Origin of the sequence: Streptomyces sp. NPDC087901 (assembly GCF_044742205.1) — a bacterium.
GTDB lineage: Bacteria > Actinomycetota > Actinomycetes > Streptomycetales > Streptomycetaceae > Streptomyces.
Genome location: NZ_JBIUUC010000003.1, coordinates 266311 through 290932 on the forward strand (window position 1 = coordinate 266311; position 24622 = coordinate 290932).

Annotated in this window: 25 protein-coding genes and 1 pseudogene; 18 read left to right on the forward strand and 8 right to left on the reverse strand. The window is 70.2% G+C overall.

What is annotated here, in order from left to right; genetic code table 11:
- On the forward strand, positions 1 to 1437 hold the full coding sequence (locus ACIOEW_RS10770; protein WP_401963255.1) for an aldehyde dehydrogenase family protein: 1437 nt from the start codon (positions 1 to 3) through the stop codon (positions 1435 to 1437).
- The gene (locus tag ACIOEW_RS10775) at positions 1430 to 2332 is read left to right on the forward strand and encodes an aldehyde dehydrogenase family protein (protein ID WP_362546413.1); all 903 of its coding nucleotides are present in this window, start codon (positions 1430 to 1432) and stop codon (positions 2330 to 2332) included. The genes ACIOEW_RS10770 and ACIOEW_RS10775 overlap by 8 nt, the downstream gene beginning before the upstream one ends.
- 64 nt (positions 2333 to 2396) lie before the next feature.
- Here ACIOEW_RS10775 and ACIOEW_RS10780 read toward each other — a convergent pair whose 3' ends face one another.
- Positions 2397 to 2813: a hypothetical protein gene (locus tag ACIOEW_RS10780; protein WP_362546410.1), complete on the reverse strand. Its 417-nt coding sequence runs from the start codon at positions 2811 to 2813 to the stop codon at positions 2397 to 2399.
- 76 nt (positions 2814 to 2889) lie between these two features.
- Between ACIOEW_RS10780 and ACIOEW_RS10785 the strand changes: the two genes are divergently transcribed.
- Entirely contained in the window at positions 2890 to 3606 is a 717-nt protein-coding gene (locus ACIOEW_RS10785; protein ID WP_362546407.1) for a uridine kinase, read from the forward strand.
- Positions 3607 to 3888: 282 nt separating this feature from the next.
- On the opposite strand, the gene ACIOEW_RS10790 is transcribed toward ACIOEW_RS10785, so the two are convergent.
- Positions 3889 to 4650: a SigE family RNA polymerase sigma factor gene (locus tag ACIOEW_RS10790; RefSeq protein WP_401963258.1), complete on the reverse strand. Its 762-nt coding sequence runs from the start codon at positions 4648 to 4650 to the stop codon at positions 3889 to 3891.
- Positions 4651 to 4842: 192 nt separating this feature from the next.
- Between ACIOEW_RS10790 and afsQ1 the strand changes: the two genes are divergently transcribed.
- From afsQ1 to ACIOEW_RS10815, 5 genes are all read left to right on the forward strand, one after another.
- Positions 4843 to 5520 carry a two-component system response regulator AfsQ1 gene (gene afsQ1 / locus ACIOEW_RS10795; RefSeq protein WP_185095372.1) on the forward strand — a complete coding sequence of 226 codons (678 nt, stop codon included), beginning with the start codon at positions 4843 to 4845 and terminating at the stop codon, positions 5518 to 5520.
- Complete coding sequence (locus tag ACIOEW_RS10800) at positions 5517 to 7055, forward strand: ATP-binding protein (protein WP_401963260.1); 1539 nt, start codon at positions 5517 to 5519, stop codon at positions 7053 to 7055. Before afsQ1 ends, ACIOEW_RS10800 begins: the two co-directional genes overlap by 4 nt.
- Positions 7052 to 7669, forward strand: coding sequence for a hypothetical protein (locus ACIOEW_RS10805; RefSeq protein ID WP_362546399.1), 618 nt, complete (start codon positions 7052 to 7054; stop codon positions 7667 to 7669). Before ACIOEW_RS10800 ends, ACIOEW_RS10805 begins: the two co-directional genes overlap by 4 nt.
- Positions 7670 to 7880: 211 nt before the next feature.
- On the forward strand, positions 7881 to 8450 hold the full coding sequence (locus ACIOEW_RS10810; protein WP_362546396.1) for a VanZ family protein: 570 nt from the start codon (positions 7881 to 7883) through the stop codon (positions 8448 to 8450).
- 92 nt (positions 8451 to 8542) lie between these two features.
- Positions 8543 to 8749 carry a PspC domain-containing protein gene (locus ACIOEW_RS10815; RefSeq protein ID WP_362546393.1) on the forward strand — a complete coding sequence of 69 codons (207 nt, stop codon included), beginning with the start codon at positions 8543 to 8545 and terminating at the stop codon, positions 8747 to 8749.
- Positions 8750 to 8822: 73 nt separating this feature from the next.
- Here the strand turns inward: ACIOEW_RS10815 and ACIOEW_RS10820 are convergent, their stop codons facing one another.
- Both ACIOEW_RS10820 and ACIOEW_RS10825 read right to left on the reverse strand, forming a co-directional pair.
- Complete coding sequence (locus ACIOEW_RS10820; RefSeq protein ID WP_401963263.1) at positions 8823 to 9137, reverse strand: hypothetical protein; 315 nt, start codon at positions 9135 to 9137, stop codon at positions 8823 to 8825.
- Positions 9138 to 9271: 134 nt separating this feature from the next.
- On the reverse strand, positions 9272 to 10426 hold the full coding sequence (locus tag ACIOEW_RS10825) for an adenosine deaminase (protein ID WP_362546387.1): 1155 nt from the start codon (positions 10424 to 10426) through the stop codon (positions 9272 to 9274).
- A gap of 103 nt (positions 10427 to 10529) precedes the next feature.
- Here ACIOEW_RS10825 and ACIOEW_RS10830 point away from each other — a divergent pair, with 103 nt between their 5' ends.
- The 3 genes and pseudogenes from ACIOEW_RS10830 to ACIOEW_RS10840 all read left to right on the forward strand — a co-directional run.
- On the forward strand, positions 10530 to 11291 hold the full coding sequence (locus ACIOEW_RS10830; RefSeq protein ID WP_401963264.1) for an alpha/beta hydrolase: 762 nt from the start codon (positions 10530 to 10532) through the stop codon (positions 11289 to 11291).
- Positions 11292 to 11489: 198 nt separating this feature from the next.
- On the forward strand, positions 11490 to 13157 hold the full coding sequence (locus tag ACIOEW_RS10835; RefSeq protein WP_401963266.1) for a hypothetical protein: 1668 nt from the start codon (positions 11490 to 11492) through the stop codon (positions 13155 to 13157).
- A 57-nt stretch (positions 13158 to 13214) separates the two neighbouring features.
- Positions 13215 to 13370: pseudogene (locus ACIOEW_RS10840) on the forward strand (alpha/beta hydrolase); the annotation flags it as partial.
- Between the two features lie 40 nt (positions 13371 to 13410).
- Here ACIOEW_RS10840 and ACIOEW_RS10845 read toward each other — a convergent pair.
- Positions 13411 to 13833, reverse strand: coding sequence for a hypothetical protein (locus ACIOEW_RS10845; RefSeq protein ID WP_401963267.1), 423 nt, complete (start codon positions 13831 to 13833; stop codon positions 13411 to 13413).
- 422 nt (positions 13834 to 14255) lie between these two features.
- Positions 14256 to 14663, reverse strand: coding sequence for an ATP-binding protein (locus ACIOEW_RS10850; protein ID WP_401963269.1), 408 nt, complete (start codon positions 14661 to 14663; stop codon positions 14256 to 14258).
- Between the two features lie 181 nt (positions 14664 to 14844).
- Here ACIOEW_RS10850 and ACIOEW_RS10855 point away from each other — a divergent pair, with 181 nt between their 5' ends.
- A complete protein-coding gene (locus tag ACIOEW_RS10855) occupies positions 14845 to 15693 on the forward strand; it encodes a helix-turn-helix domain-containing protein (RefSeq protein ID WP_401963271.1) in 849 nt (282 codons plus the stop codon).
- Positions 15690 to 15884 carry a DUF397 domain-containing protein gene (locus ACIOEW_RS10860; protein ID WP_401963273.1) on the forward strand — a complete coding sequence of 65 codons (195 nt, stop codon included), beginning with the start codon at positions 15690 to 15692 and terminating at the stop codon, positions 15882 to 15884. Before ACIOEW_RS10855 ends, ACIOEW_RS10860 begins: the two co-directional genes overlap by 4 nt.
- A 5-nt stretch (positions 15885 to 15889) precedes the next feature.
- Here the strand turns inward: ACIOEW_RS10860 and ACIOEW_RS10865 are convergent, their stop codons facing one another.
- Positions 15890 to 16843 (reverse strand): LysR family transcriptional regulator, encoded by a 954-nt coding sequence (locus ACIOEW_RS10865; protein WP_362546365.1) that lies wholly within the window; start codon positions 16841 to 16843, stop codon positions 15890 to 15892.
- A gap of 63 nt (positions 16844 to 16906) precedes the next feature.
- Between ACIOEW_RS10865 and ACIOEW_RS10870 the strand changes: the two genes are divergently transcribed.
- The 4 genes from ACIOEW_RS10870 (at position 16907) to ACIOEW_RS10885 (ending at position 20490) form a co-directional block, all read left to right on the forward strand.
- Entirely contained in the window at positions 16907 to 18208 is a 1302-nt protein-coding gene (locus ACIOEW_RS10870) for an MFS transporter (protein ID WP_401963275.1), read from the forward strand.
- 162 nt (positions 18209 to 18370) lie between these two features.
- Positions 18371 to 19087 carry a L,D-transpeptidase family protein gene (locus ACIOEW_RS10875; RefSeq protein ID WP_362546359.1) on the forward strand — a complete coding sequence of 239 codons (717 nt, stop codon included), beginning with the start codon at positions 18371 to 18373 and terminating at the stop codon, positions 19085 to 19087.
- A gap of 99 nt (positions 19088 to 19186) precedes the next feature.
- Complete coding sequence (locus ACIOEW_RS10880) at positions 19187 to 20182, forward strand: sigma-70 family RNA polymerase sigma factor (RefSeq protein WP_401963278.1); 996 nt, start codon at positions 19187 to 19189, stop codon at positions 20180 to 20182.
- Positions 20179 to 20490 (forward strand): hypothetical protein, encoded by a 312-nt coding sequence (locus tag ACIOEW_RS10885; protein WP_401963279.1) that lies wholly within the window; start codon positions 20179 to 20181, stop codon positions 20488 to 20490. The genes ACIOEW_RS10880 and ACIOEW_RS10885 overlap by 4 nt, the downstream gene beginning before the upstream one ends.
- Before the next feature lie 26 nt (positions 20491 to 20516).
- On the opposite strand, the gene ACIOEW_RS10890 is transcribed toward ACIOEW_RS10885, so the two are convergent.
- Positions 20517 to 20852, reverse strand: coding sequence for an STAS domain-containing protein (locus tag ACIOEW_RS10890; protein ID WP_401963280.1), 336 nt, complete (start codon positions 20850 to 20852; stop codon positions 20517 to 20519).
- A gap of 462 nt (positions 20853 to 21314) precedes the next feature.
- Here ACIOEW_RS10890 and ACIOEW_RS10895 point away from each other — a divergent pair, with 462 nt between their 5' ends.
- Positions 21315 to 24578 (forward strand): S8 family peptidase, encoded by a 3264-nt coding sequence (locus ACIOEW_RS10895; RefSeq protein WP_401963844.1) that lies wholly within the window; start codon positions 21315 to 21317, stop codon positions 24576 to 24578.
- The last annotated feature ends 44 nt before the right edge of the window (positions 24579 to 24622 follow it).

Below are 24622 nucleotides of genomic sequence, written 5' to 3' on the forward strand. Positions count from 1 at the left end.
ATGGCATCTGCATTCGAGTACGCACCGGCGCCGGAATCCCGTTCCGTCGTCGACATCGCCCCCTCGTACGGCCTGTTCATCGACGGCGAGTTCGCCGACGCCGCCGACGGCCAGGTCTTCAAGACGGTCAGCCCGTCGTCCGAGGAGGTGCTCTCCGAGGTCGCACGAGCGAGCGCCGAGGACGTGGACCGGGCCGTGAAGGCGGCCCGCAGGGCGTTCGAGAAGTGGTCGGCGCTGCCCGGCTCCGAGCGCGCCAAGTACCTGTTCCGGATCGCCAGGATCATCCAGGAACGCAGCCGCGAGCTCGCCGTCCTCGAAACCCTCGACAACGGCAAGCCGATCAAGGAGACCCGCGACGCGGACCTCCCGCTGGTCGCCGCGCACTTCTTCTACTACGCGGGCTGGGCCGACAAGCTGGACCACGCGGGCTACGGCGCGAACCCGCGTCCGCTCGGCGTGGCCGGCCAGATCATCCCGTGGAACTTCCCGCTCCTGATGCTCGCGTGGAAGATCGCCCCGGCGCTCGCCACCGGCAACACGGTGGTGCTCAAGCCCGCCGAGACGACCCCGCTGTCCGCGCTCTTCTTCGCGGACATCTGCCGCCAGGCCGGCCTGCCCAGGGGCGTCGTCAACATCCTGACGGGGTACGGGGACGCGGGATCGGCCCTCGTCGAGCACCCGGACGTCAACAAGATCGCCTTCACGGGATCGACCGCGGTCGGCAAGGCCATCGCCCGCCAGATCGCCGGCACCGGCAAGAAGGCCACGCTCGAACTGGGCGGCAAGGGCGCCAACATCGTCTTCGACGACGCCCCCATCGACCAGGCCGTCGAGGGCATCGTCACCGGCATCTTCTTCAACCAGGGCCAGGTCTGCTGCGCGGGCTCGCGGCTCCTGGTCCAGGAGTCGATCGAGGACGAACTGCTGGACTCCCTCAAGCGCCGGCTGTCCACGCTGCGCCTCGGCGACCCGCTGGACAAGAACACCGACATCGGCGCGATCAACTCCGAGGAGCAGCTCTCCCGGATCACCGCGCTCGTCGAGACGGGCGAGGCCGAGGGCGCCGACCGCTGGTCGGCGCCGTGCGAGCTGCCCTCCGCCGGTTACTGGTTCGCCCCGACGCTCTTCACCGGCGTCACCCAGGCGCACACCGTCGCCCGCGACGAGATCTTCGGCCCGGTGCTGTCCGTGCTGTCGTTCCGTACGCCGGACGAGGCGGTCGCCAAGGCCAACAACAGCCAGTACGGCCTCTCGGCCGGCATCTGGACGGAGAAGGGCTCCCGCATCCTCGCGGTGGCGAACAAGCTCCGGGCGGGCGTCGTCTGGGCCAACACGTTCAACAAGTTCGACCCGACCTCGCCGTTCGGCGGATACAAGGAGTCGGGCTTCGGCCGCGAAGGCGGCCGTCACGGTCTGGAGGCCTACCTCGATGTCTGACGGACGACTGAGCGTCTTCAAGACCTACAAGCTGTACGTCGGGGGCAAGTTCCCCCGCTCCGAGAGCGGCCGGGTGTACGAGGTGACCGACTCCAAGGGCAAGTGGCTGGCGAACGCGCCCCAGTCCTCCCGCAAGGACGCGCGGGACGCCGTCGTGGCCGCCCGCAAGGCCTTCGGTGGCTGGTCGGGCGCGACCGCGTACAACCGCGGCCAGGTCCTCTACCGCGTCGCCGAGATGCTGGAGGGCCGCCGGGAGCAGTTCGTCCGCGAGGTGGCGGAGGCCGAGGGGCTGTCGAAGTCCAAGGCCGCGGCCGTCGTGGACGCGGCGGTCGACCGCTGGGTCTGGTACGCGGGCTGGACCGACAAGATCGCCCAGATCGTGGGTGGAGCGAACCCGGTCGCCGGGCCGTTCTTCAACCTCTCGACCCCTGAGCCGACCGGTGTGGTCACGGTCCTGGCCCCGCAGGAGTCCTCGTTCCTGGGCCTGATCTCGGTGGTCGCGCCGGTGATCGCGACCGGCAACACCGCGGTCGTCATCGCCTCGGCCGACGCCCCGCTGCCCGCACTGTCGCTGGGCGAGGTGCTGGCCACCTCGGACCTGCCGGGCGGCGTGGTCAACATCCTGTCCGGGAAGACTGCGGAGATCGCTACGCCGCTCGCCTCGCACCAGGACGTGAACGGCATCGACCTCACGGGGGCGGACGCGGAACTGGCGAAGGAGCTGGAGATCGCGGCGGCCGACAACCTGAAGCGGATCTCCCGTCCACAGGCTGTGGACGGCGGCAGCGGCGACTGGTCGGCCGACCCGGGCACCCGCCGCCTGACGGCGTTCCTGGAGACCAAGACGGTCTGGCACCCGACGGGCGCACTGGGCGTGTCGGGCTCCTCGTACTGACACGGACGCGGCGGCGGCCCGCGCCCCGGGATCTGCGGATCCGGGGGCACGGGCCGCTTCCGCGTCAGCCGTGCAGCAGGCCCGCGATCTGCCCCACCACGGGCAGGTCCTTCAGCGCGCCACCGCTGGTCACCGGGTCGGTGACGGCGGCGGTGGAGACCGGCTTGAAGTCGGCGACCTGCGTCCCCACCGCGTTGTCCAGCGGGTCCACACCCGTGCCGGCCAGCGGGTCGAGCCGCAGATGCGTCACGGGCGCGATGCCGTTGTCGAGCGAGTGGCCGAGCGCCCCGGTGACCGCGCCACCGGCCGCCTCACCGGCCTCGCCGAGGCTGGTGTCCGTACCCGTCGCCTGCACGAGGGGCAGGGGGGCCGCCTGGGCCACCGCACCCCCCGCACCGAGCGCGGCACCCACCGCGGTGACGGTCAGACCTGCCCGCAGCAGAGTGCGGCGCCGGGACTTGGAAAGTGCGTGACGTGCCATGAAGTTCCCACCTGATCGGGCCGATTCGAACCATCAATCGAGTAATCGGTTGAGTGCACAGCGTAGTTGAGGTGTGATGCTGGATACCAACAAGACCTCCGGGGGATCCCCTGTGCGGGTCAATGCCTCACACTTGTGTTCTGTGAGTTCCCAAGCGATTTCGACCCGCGTAGTCCTGCTGGCGGGCCCCTCCGGCTCCGGCAAGTCATCCCTGGCCGTCCGTACCGGTCTTCCGGTGCTGAGGCTGGACGACTTCTACAAGGAGGCAGGCGACCCCACGCTGCCGCTCGTCACCGGCAGTACGGACATCGACTGGGACTCCGCACAGTCCTGGGACGCCGATGCCGCGGTCGCCGCGATCACGGAACTGTGCCGCACCGGACGCACCGACGTACCGGTGTACGACATCGCGACCAGCTCCCGAACGGGGCACGAGGGCCTCCACATCGAGCGAACGCCGCTCTTCGTGGCCGAGGGGATCTTCGCCGCCGACATAGTCGAGCGCTGTCAGTCGCTGGGCCTCCTGGCGGATGCCCTGTGTCTGCGCGGCCGCCCGTCGACGACATTCCGCCGCCGGCTGCTGCGGGACCTGCGGGAAGGCCGCAAGTCCGTGCCGTTCCTGTTGCGGCGGGGCTGGCGGCTGATGCGGGCCGAACGCCGGATCGTGGCGCGCCAGGCGGAACTGGGGGCGTACCCCTGCGGCAAGGCCGAGGCCCTGGGCCGACTGGCCGCCGCGGCGGCGGGCCGGTGCCGTACGCCTGCGGCGGCAAAGGTGAGCCCCTCCGGCGACTGACCCGGAGAAAGCCAAGCCCGGCAAAATCAAGCCCCTCCGGCGATTGAGGAGCGGGGTCCGGGGGCAGCGCCCCCGAACGGCCCCCGCCCCCGGAACCCCGGCCAAACGCGCCGAAGGGCCGGACAGGACCCCCCGGCCCGTCCGACCCCTCAGCTCCCCGTGCTCCCCGTGCTCCCCCGTGCGCCACCGCCTCCCCCGAAGCGACGACCCCGTTTCCCCCGTACACCGCCGCCTCCCCCGAAGCAGCGGCCCCGTTTCCCCGTTCCCCGTTTCCCCCCTGCCTCAGGCCACCAGCTCGCCGAAGGACTCCTCCTCGTCACGGCCGAAGCTGAGGACCTCGTCCTCACGCAGCCGGCGGAGCGACCGCCAGATGCTGGACTTCACCGTGCCGACACTGATGTCGAGGATGGACGCGATCTCGGGGTCCGTACGGCCCTCGTAGTAGCGCAGGACCAGCATCGTGCGCTGTGTCTCGGGCAGTCGCGCCAGCGCCTGCCAGAGCACGGCGCGCAGCTCCGTACCGCGCATCGCGTCCGTGTCGCCCGCCGTCTCCGGCAGCTCCTCGGTCGGGTATTCGTTCAGCTTGCGCCTGCGCCAGGCACTGATGTGCAGGTTGGTCATGGTGCGGCGCAGATAGCCGCCGACCGCCGCCTTGTCACTGATCCGGTCCCATGCCCGGTACGTCGAGAAGAGGGCGCTCTGCAGCAGATCCTCGGCCTCGAACCGGTCACCGGTCAGGTGATAGGCAGTGGCGTACAGGGAGGCGCGGCGCTCCCGGACGTAGGCCGTGAACGCCGCTTCGGCGTCCTCGGCCTGCGCCGGGGCCTTCCGCTCCCCCGTGACCTCCCCGTACGCGCTTCCCCCGTTGCCCGCGCCTGTCGCGGCAGGTGCGTCGACCACCGTCATGTACGACGGGTGCTGACGCCCGGCGCCTCGAACGCACCCCCGCCCGTTCAATGCGGCGCCGGACTTCTCGGCGCCCCGGCCGACGTCGTGGAGACGCGTGACAACTGCGCTGGTGGTGATGCTGTGCGTTGCGTTCATCTCGCGCCCCCCGTCGGTGGAGTCCGTCCGTTCCTTGTGTCAACGAGCTTGCCGGGGCGATTTCATGGGGCTGTCCGCCGACTGTCACAGACCTGTCACAGGGCCCGGCGCAGACAAGATTCCGGGCTGCTGGATGCATGAGAGGGGACCAACTGTCGAACTAGGGCACCCCCATGGGTCAGAATGACCAACGTGCCTTTCCTGTTGCTGATCGAGGACGACGACGCCATCCGCACGGCCCTCGAACTCTCGCTGTCACGCCAGGGCCACCGTGTGGCCACCGCGGCGACGGGAGAGGACGGCCTCAACCTGCTGCGAGAGCAGCGACCCGACCTGGTCGTGCTGGATGTGATGCTGCCCGGAATCGACGGTTTCGAGGTGTGCCGGCGCATCCGGCGCACCGACCAACTGCCGATCATCCTGCTGACCGCGCGCAGCGACGACATCGACGTCGTGGTCGGTCTGGAGTCCGGTGCCGACGACTACGTGGTGAAACCCGTGCAGGGGCGGGTGCTCGACGCCCGTATCCGCGCGGTGCTGCGCCGCGGCGAGCGCGAGTCCACCGACTCCGCGACGTTCGGCAGCGTGGTGATCGACCGCTCCGCCATGACCGTGACCAAGAACGGGGAGGACCTGCAGCTCACGCCGACCGAGCTGCGACTCCTGCTGGAGCTGAGCCGCCGGCCGGGCCAGGCCCTGTCCCGGCAGCAGCTGCTGCGCCTGGTCTGGGAGCACGACTACCTCGGTGACTCCCGGCTGGTGGACGCCTGTGTCCAGCGGCTGCGCGCGAAGGTGGAGGACGTACCGTCCTCGCCGACCCTGATCCGTACCGTGCGGGGCGTCGGATACCGGCTGGACTCGCCGCAGTGAGTACGGCTGTGCGGCGGAGCCTGCTCGCCGGGCTCCGCTGGACCAGCCTGCGGCTGCGGCTCGTCGTCGTGTTCGCGCTGGTCGCGCTGACCGCCGCGGTGTCCGCGTCCGGGATCGCGTACTGGCTGAACCGCGAGGCGGTGCTGACCCGTACGCAGGACTCCGCGCTCGGGGACTTCCGTCAGGAGATGCAGAGCCGCGCGGCCTCGCTGCCGCTGCGCCCCACCAAGGAGGACCTGCAGACCGCCGCCGTGCAGATGGCGAGCAGCAGCCCCGGCTACAGCGTGCTGCTGATCGACGAGCGCGACCCCGGCAAGCCGATCGTCGGCAACTCCGACCTGGACACGTTCACCCGTGACAACGTACCGGCGTCGCTGCGGAAGCAGGTCGACAAGAAGCAGCCCGTCAAGGCAGGCAACAAGTACCAGTACCACCTGTTCTGGCAACGGATATCCATCCACGGCACGCCGTACCTCGTCGCCGGCACGAAGATCATCGGCGGTGGTCCGACGGGCTACATGCTCAAGTCGCTCGACCAGGAACGGCAGGACCTCAACTCCCTCGCCTGGTCACTGGGGATCGCCACCGCACTGGCACTGGTCGGCTCCGCGCTGCTCGCGCAGGCCGCGGCGACGACGGTGCTGCGTCCCGTGCAGCGGCTCGGCGACGCCGCCCGCAAGCTCGGCGAAGGCAAGCTCGACACCCGGCTCGTGGTGTCCGGCACGGATGAACTGGCCGATCTCTCCAGAACGTTCAACAGGGCGGCGAGCTCCCTGGAGAAGAAGGTCGCGGACATGAGCGCGCGGGAGGAGTCCAGCCGCCGCTTCGTCGCCGACATGTCGCACGAACTGCGCACCCCGCTCACCGCGATCACCGCGGTCGCCGAGGTGCTGGAGGACGAGGCCGACAGCCTCGACCCGATGATCGCGCCCGCCGTACACCTGGTGGTCAGCGAGACCCGGCGCCTCAACGACCTGGTGGAGAACCTGATGGAGGTCACCCGCTTCGACGCGGGCACGGCCCGCCTCGTCGTCGACAACGTCGACGTCGCCGACCAGGTGACCGCCTGCATCGACGCCCGGGCCTGGCTGGACGCGGTGGACCTGGACGCCGAGCGCGGCATGATGGTCCGCCTCGACCCGCGCCGGCTGGACGTGATCCTGGCCAATCTGATCGGGAACGCGCTGAAGCACGGCGGCTCGCCGGTACGGGTCGCGGTACGGACCGAGGGCGACGATCTCGTCATCGAGGTGCGCGACCACGGCCCCGGCATCCCCGAGGACGTGCTCCCGCACGTCTTCGACCGCTTCTACAAGGCCAGCGCCTCCAGGCCGCGTTCCGAGGGCAGCGGTCTCGGCCTGTCGATCGCCATGGAGAACGCGCACATCCACGGCGGCGACATCACCGCCGCGAACTCGCCCGACGGCGACGGCGCGGTGTTCGTCCTGCGCCTGCCGCGCGACGCCGAGGCGCTGGACGGCACCGCCGAAGGTCGCGAGGCCGAGATCCCGGACGAGGAGGACGACGCGACGTGACGCCCAGCGAACGCCGGGGCCGCCGCCCCGCCGCGGCTCTGGCCGGTGCCGCGCTCTGCGCCGTGCTGGCGGCGGGCTGCGGGATCAGGACCACCTCGGTACCCGTCGACGCCGGCCCGGCCCCGTCACGGGTGCCGTGCGCCATGCCGGCGGAGGACATCACCACCCAGGCCCAGCTGGGCATCCCCGTACAGGTCTATCTGGTCTGCGCCTCGGAACTGGTCACCGTGGACCGCACGGTTCAGGTCCAGGAGACGGCATCGGACCGGCTCCGGATCGCCCGCGCCCTGCTGGACGAACTGCGCCGGGAACCGCCCGGCGCCGAACGGCAGGCGGGCTTCTCCACCCACGTCCCCGCGACGCTCCGGGTCGGCGGCCCCCGCGCGGGCGACCCGAAGGGCACGCTGCGCCTCAGCGAGCAGCCGGAGGACCTGCCGTCCGAGGCGCTGGCGCAGATCGTCTGTACGTACACCGAGAGCGAGTCGCTCGTCCACGACGGCTCGGTGACACTGGGCGGCCCGGGCAGCTACGCACCGCGCGCCTACCTGTGCACCACGGAGACGAAGGCCAGCCCGAAGGCAGTACCGACGACGGGCACGGTCCAACTGCCCTGAGCGGGGCCGGGCGGCCCGGGCCCGGGAGCGGGCCCGGGTGAAGCGCACGCGGCGCGGGGACGCGGCGCGGGGACGCGGCGCGGGGACGCGGCGCGGGGACGCGGCGCGGGGACGCGGCGCGAGGACGCGGCGCGGGGACGCGGCGCGAGGTGAGCCAGGTCTCCCCCGCCCGAGCGGAACCGATCCTGCCGCCGCCCGCGTCTTGGGTGACGTGCGTCAAGGTTCGGGCGGTCAGGCCGTCATCCGCTTCCGCGCGGTCGGAGTGTCTCTGCTCCTCGCGCATCTGCTGCTTGTCGGGTGGCTGACTCTGCGCCCGCTGGACGTGCCGTGGATGACCGCTGCCAACCTCCACCCGTTCGCCGGCATCAAGGCCGATCTCTCCCTCGGCCCGGTCGCCGCCGCCCGCCGCATCGGCAAGGACCTCCTGCTGCTGGCACCGCTCGGTGTACTGCTGCCGCTCGCCGGGGGACGGCTCTTCGTCTCGCCGTGGTTCTCACTGACCCGTACGGTCGCGGCCGGGGCGCTGATCTCGCTGGCCATCGAACTGGGCCAGACCGGGGTGCCCGGCCAGGTCGTCGACGTCGACTCACTGATCCTGAACACCGTCGGCGTCGGGCTCGCCCACGTCCTGGTCGTCCCCGCCTGGCGGGCGCGGCTGCGCCGCCGCAAGCAGCGGCGGATCCGGGCGCTGCCCCGGGTCGGCCACCAGGCCCAGGCCTCGGCGGGCGCGGCCTCTCAGGGGTCGACCCCGACGATTTCCAGGGTCGGCATCGCCCCGTAGAGCGACGCTTTGCCCCGTTCCGCGAGCCATCCTGGATACATCGGGAGCGCAACGGACAGCTCCCTCAGCAACGGTTCGCGAAGGAGCCCACCATGGCCGCACTTGCCCGCCCCCGTGACGGACGCATGCTCGGCGGAGTGTGCGCAGCGCTGGCACGGCGCTTCGGCACCTCCACGAGGACCATGCGCATCATCTTCGTCGTCTCGTGCCTGCTGCCGGGCCCGCAGTTCCTGCTCTACCTGGCGCTGTGGCTGCTGCTCCCCGAGGAGAAGGCGTCGTCCACCGCGACCGCCTGGTAGTTCTCGTACGCACACCTGTGGGCGGGCACCCGATACCGGGTGCCCGCCCACAGGCAGGTGTGGAGCCGGTGCGTCAGCGGCCGAGCGGCAGACCGTTGGCGGACAGACCGCTCGTCGTCAGACCACCGGCGGGCATACCGCCGAGGAGGCCCTTGGCCGGGGCGGTGACGTCGCCGAGGACCTTGGTCTGGCTGGTGCCGAGGAGCTCGGTGACGGTGTCCTGGACCGGCAGGGTCGAGGTGGCGTTCGCCAGTGCGCCGGCGACGGGCAGGGCGCTGGTCGCGGCGTCCAGAGGCAGCGCGGAGGCCGACGCGGTACCGGCGGCGGCAGCGGCGAAAGCGGCACCGAGAGCGGCGACGCCGAGAGTCCTGGCAGCAGACTGCTTCATGTGAAATTCATCCTTGGGGAGGGGGATGTGAGCGGCTCTGCAAGGTAGTCAGCCCACTGCCCGTCCCGCAAACATCGAAAGACGCGGAAAACGGCCGGGAAACACGCTCCCGGCCGTTTTCCGAAGGCGGTCGTTCAGCCGCCGACCGAGGTAGAGACGCTGGTCGCAGCGGTCTGCTCGAAGAGCCATTCGGACTTCAGCTCGGCATATCCGGGCTTGATGACGTCGCTGATCATCGCCAGACGTTCATCGAAAGGAATGAATGCTGATTTCATCGCATTGACGGTGAACCACTGCATGTCTTCGAGCGTGTATCCGAAGGTCTCGGTCAGTTTCTCGAATTCCTGGCTCATGCTCGTACCGCTCATCAGCCGGTTGTCCGTGTTCACGGTGGCCCGGAAGTGGAGCTTGCGCAGCAGCCCGATGGGGTGCTCGGCGTACGAGGCCGCGGCACCGGTCTGCAGGTTGGAGGTCGGGCAGAGCTCCAGCGGGATGCGCTTGTCCCGTACGTAGGAGGCCAGGCGGCCGAGCTTCACACTGCCGTCCTCCGCGACCTCGATGTCGTCGATGATCCGGACACCGTGACCGAGCCGGTCGGCACCGCACCACTGGATGGCCTGCCAGATCGACGGCAGGCCGAAGGCCTCGCCCGCGTGGATGGTGAAGTGGTTGTTCTCGCGCTTGAGGTACTCGAAGGCGTCGAGGTGCCGGGTGGGCGGGAAGCCCGCCTCCGCGCCCGCGATGTCGAAGCCGACGACGCCCTGCTCGCGGTAGCGGTTGGCCAGTTCGGCGATCTCCAGCGACCGAGCGGCGTGCCGCATCGCGGTGAGCAGCGCGCCCACCCTGATCCGGTTGCCGTCCTGGCGCGCCCGGCGCTCACCTTCGCGGAAGCCCTCGTTGACCGCCTCGACGACCTCTTCGAGGCTCAGGCCGGCTTCCAGGTGCTGCTCGGGCGCGTACCGGATCTCGGCGTAGACGACACCGTCCGCCGCGAGGTCCTCGGCGCACTCCGCGGCGACCCTGACCAGCGCGTCACGGGTCTGCATGACGGCGCAGGTATGGGCGAACGTCTCCAGATAGCGCTCCAGTGAACCGGAGTCGGCGGCTTCTCTGAACCAGATACCGAGCTTGTCGGGATCGGTCTCCGGAAGTCCGTCGTATCCGTTCGCCGCAGCGAGGTCGACGATCGTCCCGGGGCGCAGGCCGCCATCGAGGTGGTCGTGGAGAAGGACCTTGGGGGCACGCCGGATCTGATCCTGGCCGGGCACATTGAGGGTCGGGCTCATCATCTGCGCACTCTAGCGCCTACGCGCGTAGAGCGCCGCTCGGCGATACGTAACAGAGACCGCGAATACGGGTGGCGTACACCTTCCCTTCTGACACTGTTGCGTCATGGCACAGCGCGCACTTCCCCTGCCTGCTGCAAGGCTGGGACGGGCCGTCAGCACGGCCGGAGCATCCACCACGGTCAGCGGCGTGGTCCTGCTGCTCCCGGACGGCGAGCCGTACTCGTACCGTCGCCCCTCCCCTCTCTCCTACGCCCTTCGGCTCCCCCTGGCCCGGTTCCTGGCCCGGGCCGGCGGCGACGACGGCCTTGCCGCCCACGTCGTGCACTACCGCTGCCGCGGCTGGAACACCACGGACGCACACCTCGCGGCGGACGCCGAATGGGCGGTGGACGAGGTCGTACGCCGCTACGGCGACATCCCGGTCTGCCTGGCCGGCCACGGCATGGGCGGCCGCGCGGCCCTCCGCGCGGGCGGCCACCCCGCAGTCACCTCGGTCCTCGCGATGGCCCCCTGGCTGCCGGGCGACCCGGACGCCGAACCGGAACCGGTCAAGCACCTGGTCGGCCGTCAGGTCCTGCTGGTCCACGGCACGAACGACGCCCGCTGCGACCCCGAACTCTCCTTCCGCCTGGCCGAACGCGCCAAGAAGTCCAACCGCGACACCTGCCGCTTCGAGGTCCACTCGGACGGCCACGCGCTACGCCAGCACAACGCCGAAGTCTCCGCCCTGGCAGCGGACTTCATCCGCGGCTCGCTCTTCGGCCGCGGGTACGCACGCCCGGTGGCCGACGCGTTGGCGGCCCCGCCGCCGCTGGGACTGCGGATGCCGTTGGCTGCGGGGTTCGGGAAGTCACTGCGAGGTTGAGGCGGATCGCTCCGACGGCGGGGGGCACCGAACTCACCGTCCACACGGGCGGTCCCACGAGGTCCGCCCTCCCGATTTAGGTCCTGGTCTGGGCCTTTGGGCACTGTCCGTAGGCCCCGCCACGCTCGCTACGGTTCACACCCGGCAGCCGCACGGCTCCCGGTGACGCGATCCGAGCGAGCCATGACGAGGTGAGACGTGCACAGCAGCGAACGAACGTGCCGGGACCCGCGCACGAGCGCGGGACAGTCGGCGATCGACTACGTGGCGATGGTGACGGTGTCGGCCGCCGTGGTCGGCGCACTCCTTGCCACGTCCCTCGGGGGCGACATGGCCGACACGGCACAGCAGCAGGTCTGCCGCGTCCTGGAGTTCGGAGGGAGCGCCTCTTGCGAAGATGACAACGATGTCGTCGATGACAACGATGTCGCAGGCAGCGGGCAGCCCGCCCCCGCCGAATCCTTCGCACCGGCCGATGCCCCCGGCGCGCAGCCGGGTGAGCGCGGCGGGTTGCCCGGTGACATCCACGGCGGCCCGGGCGACGAACCCCACAGCGAAACCGTGGACAAGTCCGAAGACACCGAGGACAACGCACTCCCCAGCCTGTGCTTCGAGCCACGGGAACGGTCCTCGCACTCGTCGGTCTCCGTACCGGGCAGCGGGGCCGTCGGCACGGCGGCCGCCTGGGGCTATTCATACCTGGTCAACTTCGTCGTGGAGAAGATCAGCAACGAGAAGAACAAGGAGAAGCGGGTCAAGCTGGCACTCGACGACCTCTCCTACTGCCTCCCCGACTACAACATCGTCATCGCGCAGCCGCACGAGGGCAATCTGCAGCAGATGGACGGCGCGGCGATGATCCAGACCGTCGAGATCAGCGGCACGACATACCGCGTCTACGCGTTCAGGAAGGGGAAGTTCACCTGGGCGGACGACGCAGACCTCGGCTGGAAGAACCGTGCGTTCAAGGGCGTGTTCGAGGTCAGCGAGGACCGCCGCACCGTCACGTTCGGAGAGCCTCCCCGCCCGAAGCGGAAGAAGGACTGGAAGCCCGGCGACGAGGGCTGCCAGATCGAGGGCCAGGAACCGCCCGACCGGAGCCGGTACTACGACACGTACTCCCCGCTGGACAACGAGGGTTCGACGCAGGCGGTCCGGATGCTCGTGAACGACATGCGCCGTTGCTACCCCGACTACAACGTGGTCGCGATGCACTCGGAACAGCCCTCGCACTGGGCCGACAAGCCGGAAACGCTCATCGACCACAGCAGATACCGGCTGAACTCCAACGAGTACCACTCCGACGAATCCCAGGACACCATCGCCTCGGGCCGGGCCGTGTTCGACGTCTACGTCTTCGACAAGGGCACGTTCAGCAACGACGGCGACGGCGGCTACACCAACTGGGCGTACTACGGCGACGTCACCCGCGACGGCACGGATGCCACCTTCCGGCAGCCGGAACCCGCCGACCTGGACGCCGACGCCCTCGCCACCGGTACGGAATCGGTCGACTTCGACGACGGGGCACCGAAGTACACGAACACGGACGACGGGCCGTACCCCGGCACCGACTACAGCGGCAAGGCGCCCGGAGGCGATGCCGAGCTGAACCAGTCGCTTGTCGAGGAGTACAGCCGCAGTTTCCCCGGCACGAACATCATCGCGGTGAAGAACTTCGACGAGATGTCCTTCTCCGCGGTATCCGGCCTCGAACACCTCGCAGTGGTGGACGGTGTCGACGTGTTCGCCGTCAAGGACGGAACGATCATCAACAACGGCGACGGCGGCTGGAAGAACTGGGGCTTCGCCGGCAACTTCGAGCGTGACAAGGACTCCAAGGAGGTGACGTTCAGCAGGCCGTGAAGCCGACGCGGACAGCCGGCGTCCGGGGCGGCGGAACGCAGCGCCGACGCCGGCTCCCGCATCGAAGTCCCCGCCCTGGCAGCGGACGTCATCCGCGGCTCGCTCTTCGGCCGGGGGTACGCACGCCCGGTGGCCGACGCGTTGGCGGCCCCGCCGCCGCTGGGACTGCGGATGCCGTTGGCGGCGTGGTTCGGGAAGTCGTTGCGGGGGTGAGGCGCAGAGGCAGGCCCGGGCCGGAGATCCCCGACCCGGCTCAACCGACCTGAGTCTCGAAGCCGTTGTCCTGGCAGTACTGCACGATGAGCCCGCCTGCCTCGACATCACTGCTCTTCATCGCCGCCACCGTGGCCTCCGCCAGGGTGCGCCCTCCCCCGACGGGCTCATCCCGGAGCGGCTCCATCGCAAGGAAGGCGTCATCGGCGACGGCCCCGACCATGTCGTACCCCGATGCCCCATCCGCTTCCGCGCCCGAGCCCTCCGCCTCAGCGTCCGCCTCTTCTGCCCGCGCGTCCTGCCACGCCCCGAGCTGGGTGCAGTAACTCTCGCGCTGCTCGGTCAGCCGCTGCTCGCTCTTGCCGGCGTCGGAGGAACACCCGGCCGTCACCGCGATCAGAGCAAACACCGGAACGATCGTCCTGATCAAGCGCACCATGTCGTCCCCCGGCTGCCACTGCATCTACGTGCCCTAGCCACCCAACTCCCGGAGCAGGATACCCACATCGGGTTCTCGTGCCACCCGCCAGGATGCCTCTTCCGAGCCTCGCCGGAGATCATGCGGTGCCCGCGGGCCGTGTCCATGTCCTCGCGGGACCGGTGGGCCAGTCCGTCCCGGGGCTCGAAGACGAAGCAGTAGTGGTTCCATCGGCCGGCGTCGACCGAACGGAACGGCGATTATCCGACATCACCGCCCAGGGATAGGCCCGGCCCCTGATCCGACGCCGCGTCCGACTGCGACCGGCTCGCGGGAACCGCTGCGGCGACGAACGAGGCGACGAGCGGCCGCTGGTCGAGCTGCGAGTCCCGCCACCCGTGCAAGGTCGTCCGGGCCAACCACGAGCCGCTCTCCTGACGATGTCGGACCCGGACCCACTCGGCTCCTCACCGGGCAACCGGTTCCGTCTCCGCCCACACGGCCTTGCCCGGCCCGAGCCGATCGCTCACGCCCCAGCGGGCGGCGATCGCCTCGACGATGAGGAGGCCCCGGCCGCCGTCGGCCTCCGCGTCGGGTCGCGACACGGGGGCGGGGTCCGGGCGGGCCTCGTGGGTGTCGGAGATCTCGACGCGTACGACCCCGGTCCTGTAGGCGTACGAGAGCCGCAGCTCGAAGTCGCGCCCCGGTACACGTCCGTGCAGGACCGAGTTCGCCGCGAGCTCCGCGACGAGGAGGGCCACGGTGTCGGAGAGCGGGCTGCTGTACTGGATCCCCCAGACGTCGAGCTTCCATACGGCGAGGCGCCGCGCGAGGGTCGCGCCCAGGCGGGTGGCGGAACACCTCTGGACGAACACACTTACAGTTACCGGAGGTTGGGATTGAAGTGCTGTCATGTGCCAAGCGTTCCGCCTCGCCCCTTGCTCCAGCAGGAACGACGCCCATACAGATCCGCCTGTACGGGTTGACGCTCTGGACGGGGTGGGTAACCGTCCGTGATCATCGTCTAGTTGATCGATGTGGGGAAGACGGGCGGCGATGACGGCAGACCACGAGGGCGCCACGGCGAACAGCGAATCCGAGCTGTCCGACAGCCTGAGGACATTCGGGGCGGTCCTGAAAGCTCTGCGCGAGGCCGCCGGCCTCACCCAGGAGGATTTCGCGCCCCGTGTGCAGTACTCGCCCGCTTACATCGCCAAGATCGAGCAGGGCAAGAGATTCCCGCCTGCGAGCCTCCCGGAGCGCGCATCCGAGGCCTTGGGGGCAGTAGCGGGCAAGGTCCTCGCCGCTGCCGCGCGAAGTCTGCGGAGGAGGGCGGGTCTGGCCTCCTGGTTCCAGCAGTGGGCGGGGATCGAGGAGGAAGCGATCACGCTGTACGCGTACGAGTGCCGCGGGGTCCCGGGGCTGCTCCAGACCGAGGGTTATATCCGGGCCGTCTTCGACCGGCGGCTCCCACCGCTCGCGGAGGATCAGTTCGAGCAGCAGGTGGCCGCGCGCCTGGCGCGACAGGAACTCCTGCCCGAACGTCCCAACACCTCATTCTCGTTCCTCATCGAACAAGCCGTCATCGAGCGCCAGTTAGGGGGTACTCAGGTCACGTCCACGCTCATCGACAACCTGTTGACACAGGGCGGACGCCGCAACGTCGAGGTACTCGTCATGCCGCTCAGGCAGCCGGATCACTCCGGCATCGACGGGCAGATGTACCTCGCCGAGACCCCCTCGAACAGCTGGTTCGGCTACGTCGAAGGCCATGACAGCAGCACTCTTCTCACTGACCCGAAAGTGGTCAGTGCCATGCTCCAGCGCTATGGCAGGATGCGCTCACAGGCGCTGAGTCACGAGGCCTCGGCGGGCCTGCTGAAGCAGATGCTAGGAGCGCTATGAGTACCGAACTGGCCTGGTTCAAGAGCAGTTACAGCGGCAGCGGCGGCGACAACTGCATCGAGATCGCCCTGCATACGCAGGCCGTGCACGTCCGCGACTCCAAGGACACCGCCCGCCGCCCTTTCACCGTCTCCGCCACCGCCTGGTCGGACTTCACCGCGTACGCGTCCGCCACCGCCCCCACCGCCTGACCCCCTCAGTCCGGCAGCAGGTTCCCCCGCCGCGACAGCAGGAACTTCTTGAACGCCGCCACCGGCGGGGTGTCCGGGTGCCCGTCCAGCCAGGCCACCCCGATCTCCCGAGCAGCCCGCGGTGCCGTCACCGTCAGCTCCACGACCCCCGGGCGTGCCACCGCCGGGGGCGGGAGCAGGGCCACGCCCAGGCCCGCCGCGACCAGGCCGCGCAGGGTTTCCGCCTCCTCGCCCTCGAACGCGACGCGCGGGACGAAGCCCGCCTCCGTGCAGAGGTCGTCCGTGATGCGGCGGAGGCCGTAGCCGGGTTCCAGGGTGACGAAGGTTTCGTCGGCGGCCTCCGCCAGGCGGATGCGGCGGCGGGTGGCCAGGCGGTGGTCCTCGGGGACGACCAGGCGCAGTCGCTGTTCGTCCAGGCGGCGGGCCACGAGGTCCGGGGCGTCCGGGACCGGTGAGGTGAGGCAGAGGTCGAGGCCGCCCGCGCGGAGGCGTTCGATCATGGCCTCGCCGTAGTTCTGGACGAGCTGGAAGCGGACCCGTGGGTGGTCGACGCGGAAGGCGCGGATGAGGGCGGGGACCGTTTCCGAGCCCATCGTGTGGAGGAAGCCGAAGGCGACCTTGCCGGAGGTGGGGTCGGCGTCGGCGCGTACCGAGTCGGCCGCCTTCTCCACCTCCTCCAGTGCCCGTTCCGCGGAGCCGAGGAAGGTGCGGCCCGCCGGAGTGAGGGAGACGGTGCGGCCCTTGCGGGCGAACAGCGCCACGCCCAGGTCCTGTTCCAGTCGGACCATCGCCCGCGAGAGTGTGGACTGCGGGACGCCCAGCTCGTGCGCGGCACGGGTCACGTGCTCGTGGCGGGCGACCGCCTCGAAGTACGCGAGGCGTGGCGCGAGTACCGCGCGAATGTCTTCTTCGTAACTGCTTGGTGACAGTCGAGGCTGTGAGCTGTGCTGATGCGCCATGGGATTGATTATTGCGTGTTTGTGCATTGGACGCATGAAAGGTGACAGGCCTACGTTCGTGGCATGCCTCCTGCCAGTACCGGGGCGTCCACCCTCACCGTGGCCGCCTCGACCCAGTCGTCCCCCGTACCCGCCGTCGCAGCAGACCGGCTCGAGCCCGGACGCCCCGGCTATCGCCGGATGAGCTTCGCGCTCTTCGCCGCCGGTGTCGCGACGTTCGCACTCCTCTACTCCACCCAGGCCCTGCTGCCCGCCGTCTCCGCGTCCTTCGGCGCCACGGCCGGGCAGGCGAGCTGGACGGTGTCCGCCGCGACGGGTGCGCTTGCGCTGTGTGTGCTGCCGATGAGCGCGCTGTCCGAGCGGTTCGGGCGGCGGCAGATGATGACCGCCTCGCTGGCGGTGGCCGTGGTCGTCGGGCTGTTCGTGCCGTTCGCTCCCTCGCTCGGCTGGCTGATCGCGCTGCGTGCCCTCCAGGGCGCCGCGCTCGCCGGTCTGCCCGCCTCCGCGATGGCGTATCTGGCGGAGGAGGTCCGGCCGAAGGCGCTCGTCGCCGCGATCGGGCTGTTCGTGGCCGGCAACAGCATCGGCGGGATGAGCGGTCGTATCCTCACCGGCTGGATCGCCCAGGCGTGGGGCTGGCGGGCGGCGCTCGGCGCGGTCGGGCTGCTGGCCGTGGCCTGCGCCGTCGTCTTCCACATCATGATCCCGCGGGCCCGGCACTTCACCCCCGGTTCGCTGAACCCGAGGGCCCTCGCCAAGACCGTCGGCGGGCACCTCGCCGATCCGCTGCTGCGTCGGCTGTACGCGATCGGCGCGCTGTTCATGACGGTGTTCGGTGCGGTCTACACGGTGATCGGCTACCGGCTCATCGAGGCGCCGTTCAGCCTCCCGCAGGGTGTCGTCGGGTCCATCTTCCTCGTCTACCTGGTCGGTACGGTCTCCTCCGCGGCCGCGGGCAAGCTCGTCGCCCGGCTGGGGCGCCGGGGCGCGCTGTACCTCGCCGTCTCCACCACGGCCGCCGGTCTGCTGCTCTCGCTCGCCGACCAGCTGGCCGCCGTGCTCCTCGGCCTGGTCCTGATCACGGCCGGGTTCTTCGCCGGGCACGCGGTCGCCTCGTCCTCCGTGAGCCGTACGGCGACCAAGGGCCGCGCCCAGGCTTCGGCGCTCTACCAGTCGGCGTACTACCTGGGCTCCAGCGCGGGCGGCACGCTCGGTGCGGTCGCCTTCCACGCCGGCGGCTGGGCGGGCACGGTCACGCTGGGGCTGGTCGCGGTCCTCGGTGTCGTCTCGATCACGCTGTACGGGTCGCGGGCGGCACGTGCCGAGCGACTGCGGCCGAGCACAGTGGTCTCCATGCAGAGCTGAGCCGTGCAGAACCGAGCCGTACGGGACTGAGACGCGCAGGACTGCGACGCGCAGGACTGAGCTGTACAGAACTGAGACATTCGCCGCACAACCATCCACTCCCCGACGCGCGTCTAGCAGGCGGAAGCACCGCACTGCGCGCGAAGGGGAGTTGGGGTTCACATGAGAGTCACGGGGAACATGCGGAGCGTACGGGCACGGCGCGGGCTGGCGCTGGCCGTCGCCGGTCTGACCGCGATACCGGCGTTCGTGCTCGGCACCGGCGGCACCGCCCAGGCGGCGTCGTGCACGGCGTCCAAGGGTCCGTACCAGAAGCAGGTCGAGAAGTACCTGCACCGGAAGGTGGACGGCAAGCAGTCGGCCGCCGACTGCAAGGCGATCCGGTCGTTCCAGAGCACGTACGGGGTCACCCCCACCCTCGGTTACGCGGGGCCCATCACCTGGCGCACCATGCAGACGCTCACCGCGCAGAAGGCGGCCGGGAAGAACCCGAACAAGGCCAAGAAGTGCCCCACGAACAAGGGGCGCATCGCGTGCGTGGACCTCACCCGGCAGATCACCTGGATCCAGGACGGCAGCAAGCTGAAGTTCGGGCCGGTGCCGGTGCGGACCGGGCGGGACGGGTACGAGACCCGGACCGGGGCGAAGAAGATCTACTGGAAGCACAAGAACCACGTCTCGACGATCTACAACGTCGCGATGCCGTACTCCCAGTTCTTCGACGGCGGTCAGGCCTTCCACGCGGTGGGCGTGAAGATGTGGAACCCGCCGGGCTCGCACGGTTGCGTCAACATGCGCACCGCCGACGCGAAGTCGTACTGGAACCTGTTGAAGAACGGCGACGACGTGTACGTGTACGGGCGCAAGCTCGGGACGTGACCGCTTCTGCTCTTCCTGCCCCCGTTGTCAGTGCCCTGCGGTAGCTTCCGAAGTGCTGGAGTGAGCGGTGTCACAGCGCAACAGGGGTGAAGTGAAGCGATGAGTGATCTGACGGCGACGACGACCGATATCGACAGCCGTCTGGAGGGACACCGGGTCGAGCTGACCGGCTACTGCTACCGGATGCTCGGCTCGGCCTTCGAGGCGGAGGACGCGGTCCAGGACACCCTGGTGCGCGCGTGGCGCAACATCGAGAAGTTCGAGGGGCGTTCGTCGCTGCGGTCCTGGCTCTACCGCATCGCGACGAACGTCTGTCTCGACATGCTGACCGCGGGCAACAAGCGGGCCAGGCCGGTCGACCTGTCCGGCCCGACGCCGCTCGCGCAGGCCGCGCTCAATCCGCTGCCGGAGAACACCTGGCTGGAGCCGATGCCTGACGGGCGGATCCTGCCGTCGGTCGAGGACCCGGCGGAGGCCGCCGTCGCGCGTGAGTCGGTGCGGCTCGCGTTCGTTGCCGCGCTCCAGCATCTGCCGCCGAAGCAGCGGGCGGTACTGATCCTGCGCGAGGTGCTCGCGTGGAAGGCGAGCGAGGTCGCCGAGCTGCTCGACACCTCGGTCGCCTCGGTCAACAGCGCCCTCCAGCGGGCCCGGGCGACTCTGACCGATCACCAGGGCGATGCCACCGCCGATGCGGCGGACCCGCTCGACGAGGAGCAGCGCAAGCTCCTGGAGCGGTATGTGGCGGCGTTCGAGGGCTACGACATGAAGGCGCTGACCGCGCTCCTCCATGAGGACGCCGTGATGACCATGCCGCCGTTCGACCTCTGGCTGCAGGGGCACGACGACATCGCAGGTTTCATGACGTCCATCGGCGCGGCCTGCGAGGGCTCCCGGCTGGTTGCCACCTCGGCGAACGGCACCCCGGCGTTCGCGCACTACAAGCCGAACCCGGACGGGCCGGGATTCGTTCCGTGGGCGGTGCAGGTCATCGACATCTCGGACGGTGCGATCACGGGGATGCACTGCTTCCTGGACACCCCGCGCTGGTTCCCGCTGTTCGGGCTGCCTGATCATCTGGACGCCGATGCCGCGTGAGGCCGCGGCTGGTGCGGGGGATCGTCGCGGGGTGGGTGGTTCTCGCGGTCGCCGGGTGGGGTGTCACGCAGTGGCTCGGTGAGCCGGCGGCGACGGCGGGGCCGGGCCCTGTCTCGCCGCCGCCCTCCGGCGCGGAGCCGGGGCCGCAGCCGGAGTCCGGCTGCGCGGCGGCGGTGCGGGCCGCGAAATCCCGCATGACGCCGCCCCCGTCCCCGTCGGCCGTCGCCCTGCCCCCGGAGCACACGAGCACCGGCGGAAGACAGAGCGTGGTCACCGCGGTGGCCTGCGACTACTCGGTCTCCGACTGATCCGGGGGCGGTGGCGGCCGACTCGGTCAGGGGCCCGGCATCCGGCCGGCATCCACCGTCGCCGACCCGTCGTCCAGGTCCACCACGTCGCCCAACCCCAGCAGATCGAGCAGCAGCCGGAGTTCGGGCGGTGTCGCGCGCAGCCGGAGCCGTCTGCCGCCCGCCCTGCGCGCGACCAGCGACAGGCGGGCGATCGCCTCCACCGAGGCCAGGTCCGGCTCGACGATGCCGCCGACGTCGCAGTCCACCACCGTCGCGTCCGATGTGGCCAGTATCGCCTCCAAGTCCGCGCAGAGGCGTGGCGTACCGGCCCGGGTGACGCGTCCGGAGAGCACTAGTACGGCAGGCGACAGGGGATCCATACCAGGGAGACCGGTTTTACGGCCGAAACTCATCGCCCCGCCGTTCCCCGCTTCCGCCGGACGCGCGTGCCCTTCTTGTCCGGCTCCTCGTCGGGGGCGCCCCTGCGCCCCCGAGCTGCCCATGAACCTATCCGGCCACCTCGTTACGGGCCGCTCCCCCGTCTCGCAGGACCGACCGCCAGACGACTGACAGCCGACCGGCATTCGACCGACAGCCGATGAAGATCCGCCAACTCCGGCCATCTGTGTGCCTGCTGTGAACCCATTCGATCAGATCCCCCTCTAGACGGGTGAAACAGCCGGCGCCGGTGCACGCATCGGCGCCGACTGCCCACCGGCCCCCCTCGGGGGCCGCCTGATTCTCCAGGGGGAGAGTTGCGCAGACACGTGAGAAGAGCGTGTGTTTCAACCGTCGCCACAGCGGCGGCCGTGGCGCTCGCGGCCGGGTTGACCACCCCGGCCATGGCCCGCGACAACAGCCCGTCGCAGCCGGCCGACAGCTTGTCCGGCGCACGGCATCAGCTGACGCTCATCACCGGCGACCGCGTCACGGTGGACGCCAAGGGCCGGGTCGTGGGCTTCCGTCCCGCGGCGGGGCGCGAGCACATACCCGTGCAGCGGCAGATACACGACGGGCACACCCTGCTCGTCCCGGCCGACGCACACCGGCTGATCGCTTCCGGAAAGCTGGACCGCCGGCTGTTCGACGTCACGGAGCTGAGCCGGGCGGAGAACCGCAGGGCACAGGAGTCGGGCCTGAAACTGATCGTCTCCTACCGGGGTGCCGCGGCCACGACCGCGAAGGCCGAGGTACGCGACGCGGGCGCCACCCGCGTCGGGCCCGTGCTGAAGTCGCTGAACGCCCAGTCCGTGGCCACCCCGCGGGAAGACGCCCGGTCCATCTGGCAGGCGCTGACCAGCAAGCCGTCGGGCAGCGCCCAGCGGACCACGGCAGCCGGAGTCGACCGCGTGTGGCTGGACGGCGTGCGCCGGGCGAGCCTCGACACGAGCGTCCCGCAGATCGGCGCCCCGACCGCCTGGAAGGCGGGCTACACCGGCAAGGGCGTCAAGATCGCCGTCCTGGACACCGGCGCGGACGCCACCCATCCGGACCTCGATGGCCAGATCCTCACGTCGAAGAACTTCTCCGCTTCGCCCGACACGAAGGACCGTTTCGGCCACGGCACCCATGTCTCCTCGATCGCGGCCGGTACCGGCGCGAAGTCGGGCGGGAAGTTCAAGGGCGTGGCCCCCGACGCCAAGCTCCTCGAGGGCAAGGTGCTCGACGACGACGGCTTCGGCGACGACTCCGGCATCCTGGCCGGCATGGAGTGGGCGGTCGCCCAGGGCGCCGACGTCATCAACCTGAGCCTCGGCGGCACCGACACCCCGGGAATCGACCCGCTGGAGGCGGCGGTCAACAAGCTCTCCGCCGACAGCGGCGTGCTCTTCGCCATCGCGGCGGGCAACGAGGGCTCCGGGGCCGGCACGGTCGGCTCCCCCGGCAGCGCGGACTCCGCACTGACCGTCGGCGCGGTCGACGACAAGGACCTGCTGGCGGACTTCTCCAGCCGGGGCCCCCGGGTCGGCGACGGCGCGATCAAGCCCGATGTCACCGCTCCCGGCGTGGACATCACGGCGGCCGCCTCACCCGGCTCCGTCATCGACCAGGAAGTCGGCCAGAGCCCGGCGGGGTATCTGACGATCTCCGGTACGTCGATGGCGACCCCGCACGTCGCGGGCGCCGCGGCGCTCCTCAAGCAGCAGCACCCCTCGTGGAAGTACACCGAGCTCAAGGGCGCGCTCACGGCCTCCACGAAGCCGGGGAAGTACACCCCCTTCGAGCAGGGCTCGGGCCGGATCGCCGTCGACCGGGCGATCGCCCAGTCCGTCGTCGCCGACCCGGTCTCGCTGAGCTTCGGCATCCAGCAGTGGCCGCACACCGATGACGTGCCGGTCAGCAAGAAGGTGTCGTACCGCAACCTCGGCACGACCGATGTCACGCTCGCGCTCACCGTCCAGGGCACCGGTCCGACGGGCAAGCCGGCCCCGGCCGGCTTCTTCGCCCTCGGCGCCACCGGCGTGACCGTCCCGGCGGGCGGCACCGCCGAGGTGCCGCTGACCGTGAACACCAAGCTCGGCGGCACGGCCGACGGCGGCTACTCCGCGTACGTCGTCGCGACCGGCGGCGGGCAGACCGTCCGCACCGCGGCCGCGGTCGATCGCGAGCGCGAGTCGTACGACCTCACGCTCAGGACCATCGGGCGTGACGGCAAGCCGGCCCCGTACACCACGGGCGACGTCTACGGCATCAGCGGCGCAGCGAACGGCGTGTGGGAGTCCCCCGAGGTCGTCAACGGCACGGCGAAGCTCCGCGTCCCCAAGGGCGGGTACGTACTGAACTCGGCCGTGTACATCGACCCGGAGGACCTGGAGAAGGGCGTCGACTGGCTCGCTCAGCCCTCTCTGAACCTCACCGGAGACACCACGGTGACCTTCGACGCGCGCCTGGCCAAGCCGGTGGACATCACCCTTCCGGCCACCGGTACGAAGCCCGTGCTCGCCTCGCCCGACCTCCAGGTCGAGAACGGGGACAACAGCTACGGCTACGGCTGGCTGCTCAGCTCGTTCAAGCAGCTGCGCACCGCGCACGTCGGTCCGAAGACGACCGGCGTCCAGCTCTCCCAGCACTGGTACGGCACCTGGACCAAGGGTGCGGCGACCCGGTACGACATCGCGCTCGGCGGCCCGGTGACCCGGGTGGCGACCGGCTACCACCGCGCCTTCGGCAGTAAGCAGCTGGCCAAGGTCGCAGTCCGCGCCGGTTCGTCCGTCAAGGGCAAGACCGGCGACGTCTCCGCGTGGAGCGAACTGCCCGGCTCGTTCGGCGGCTGGTCGACCGCAACCACCCAGAAGCTTCCGTCGACCACCACCGCCTATGTCTCCACCGCCGACAAGGTGCGGTGGGCCTTCGACTTCGGCCAGAACGGTGCGCCCGACGAGGACGGTTTCCCGCAGGCCGACGCCTCGTACTCCATCGGTTCCCCGCAGGCCCTCAAGGCGGGCAGGACGTACACGAAGACCGTGAACACCGCGGTGTTCGGGCCTTACGTCAGCGCCGACTTCGGGGTCTTCCGCGAGGAGAACGCGCTCGTCGGGTCGCTGCCGCTGGTCGCCGACGGCCACCGGAACGTCGGGGGCTCCCTCTACAGCTCGGTGAAGACCGTGCTCTACCGCAACGGCAAGGTGTTCGCCAAGAACGCCGACCCTCTGGCGGGCGAGACACCCCTCACCGTGCCCGCCGCGGCCGCCGACTACCGGTTGACCACGTCGGTGCGGCGCGCCGCCGACGTCGCTTCGGTCTCCACCCGGATCGACGCGAGCTGGACCTTCCGCTCCGGCCGGACCAAGGATCTCGTCGCGCTGCCGGTCTCCATGGTCCGCTTCGCACCCGAGGTGGCGCTGGACAGCACGGCCAAGGCCGGGAAGTCCGTGGCCGTGCCGGTGACGGTGCAGGGAGCGGCCGCCGGGAAGAACCTCAAGTCGCTCACGGTGTACATCAGTTATGACGCCGGGAAGACCTGGAAGAAGACCGCGGTCAAGAAGGGCAGCATCTCGGTGAAGAACCCGGCCAAGAGGAAGTCGCTCTCCTTCAAGGCCAAGGTCACGGACAAGAAGGGCAACACGTCCTCGGTGGCCATCTACAACGCCTACTTCGGCAAGTAGGACCTGCCTCTGCTCCGGTACGCATGACAGCGGCCCGCCGGGAC

Excerpts from the sequence above, each read along its gene's own strand:
- ACIOEW_RS10770 (WP_401963255.1), top strand. The coding sequence starts at position 1 with ATGGCATCTGCATTCGAGTACGCACCGGCGCCGGAATCCCGTTCCGTC.
- ACIOEW_RS10775 (WP_362546413.1), top strand. The coding sequence starts at position 1,430 with ATGTCTGACGGACGACTGAGCGTCTTCAAGACCTACAAGCTGTACGTC.
- ACIOEW_RS10780 (WP_362546410.1), bottom strand. The coding sequence starts at position 2,813 with ATGGCACGTCACGCACTTTCCAAGTCCCGGCGCCGCACTCTGCTGCGG.
- ACIOEW_RS10785 (WP_362546407.1), top strand. The coding sequence starts at position 2,890 with ATGCTGGATACCAACAAGACCTCCGGGGGATCCCCTGTGCGGGTCAAT.
- ACIOEW_RS10790 (WP_401963258.1), bottom strand. The coding sequence starts at position 4,650 with ATGAACGCAACGCACAGCATCACCACCAGCGCAGTTGTCACGCGTCTC.
- ACIOEW_RS10815 (WP_362546393.1), top strand. The coding sequence starts at position 8,543 with ATGGCCGCACTTGCCCGCCCCCGTGACGGACGCATGCTCGGCGGAGTG.
- ACIOEW_RS10820 (WP_401963263.1), bottom strand. The coding sequence starts at position 9,137 with ATGAAGCAGTCTGCTGCCAGGACTCTCGGCGTCGCCGCTCTCGGTGCC.
- ACIOEW_RS10825 (WP_362546387.1), bottom strand. The coding sequence starts at position 10,426 with ATGATGAGCCCGACCCTCAATGTGCCCGGCCAGGATCAGATCCGGCGT.
- ACIOEW_RS10830 (WP_401963264.1), top strand. The coding sequence starts at position 10,530 with ATGGCACAGCGCGCACTTCCCCTGCCTGCTGCAAGGCTGGGACGGGCC.
- ACIOEW_RS10845 (WP_401963267.1), bottom strand. The coding sequence starts at position 13,833 with ATGCAGTGGCAGCCGGGGGACGACATGGTGCGCTTGATCAGGACGATC.
- ACIOEW_RS10855 (WP_401963271.1), top strand. The coding sequence starts at position 14,845 with ATGACGGCAGACCACGAGGGCGCCACGGCGAACAGCGAATCCGAGCTG.
- ACIOEW_RS10860 (WP_401963273.1), top strand. The coding sequence starts at position 15,690 with ATGAGTACCGAACTGGCCTGGTTCAAGAGCAGTTACAGCGGCAGCGGC.
- ACIOEW_RS10865 (WP_362546365.1), bottom strand. The coding sequence starts at position 16,843 with ATGGCGCATCAGCACAGCTCACAGCCTCGACTGTCACCAAGCAGTTAC.
- ACIOEW_RS10870 (WP_401963275.1), top strand. The coding sequence starts at position 16,907 with ATGCCTCCTGCCAGTACCGGGGCGTCCACCCTCACCGTGGCCGCCTCG.
- ACIOEW_RS10875 (WP_362546359.1), top strand. The coding sequence starts at position 18,371 with ATGAGAGTCACGGGGAACATGCGGAGCGTACGGGCACGGCGCGGGCTG.
- ACIOEW_RS10880 (WP_401963278.1), top strand. The coding sequence starts at position 19,187 with ATGAGTGATCTGACGGCGACGACGACCGATATCGACAGCCGTCTGGAG.
- ACIOEW_RS10890 (WP_401963280.1), bottom strand. The coding sequence starts at position 20,852 with ATGGATCCCCTGTCGCCTGCCGTACTAGTGCTCTCCGGACGCGTCACC.
- ACIOEW_RS10895 (WP_401963844.1), top strand. The coding sequence starts at position 21,315 with ATGGCCCGCGACAACAGCCCGTCGCAGCCGGCCGACAGCTTGTCCGGC.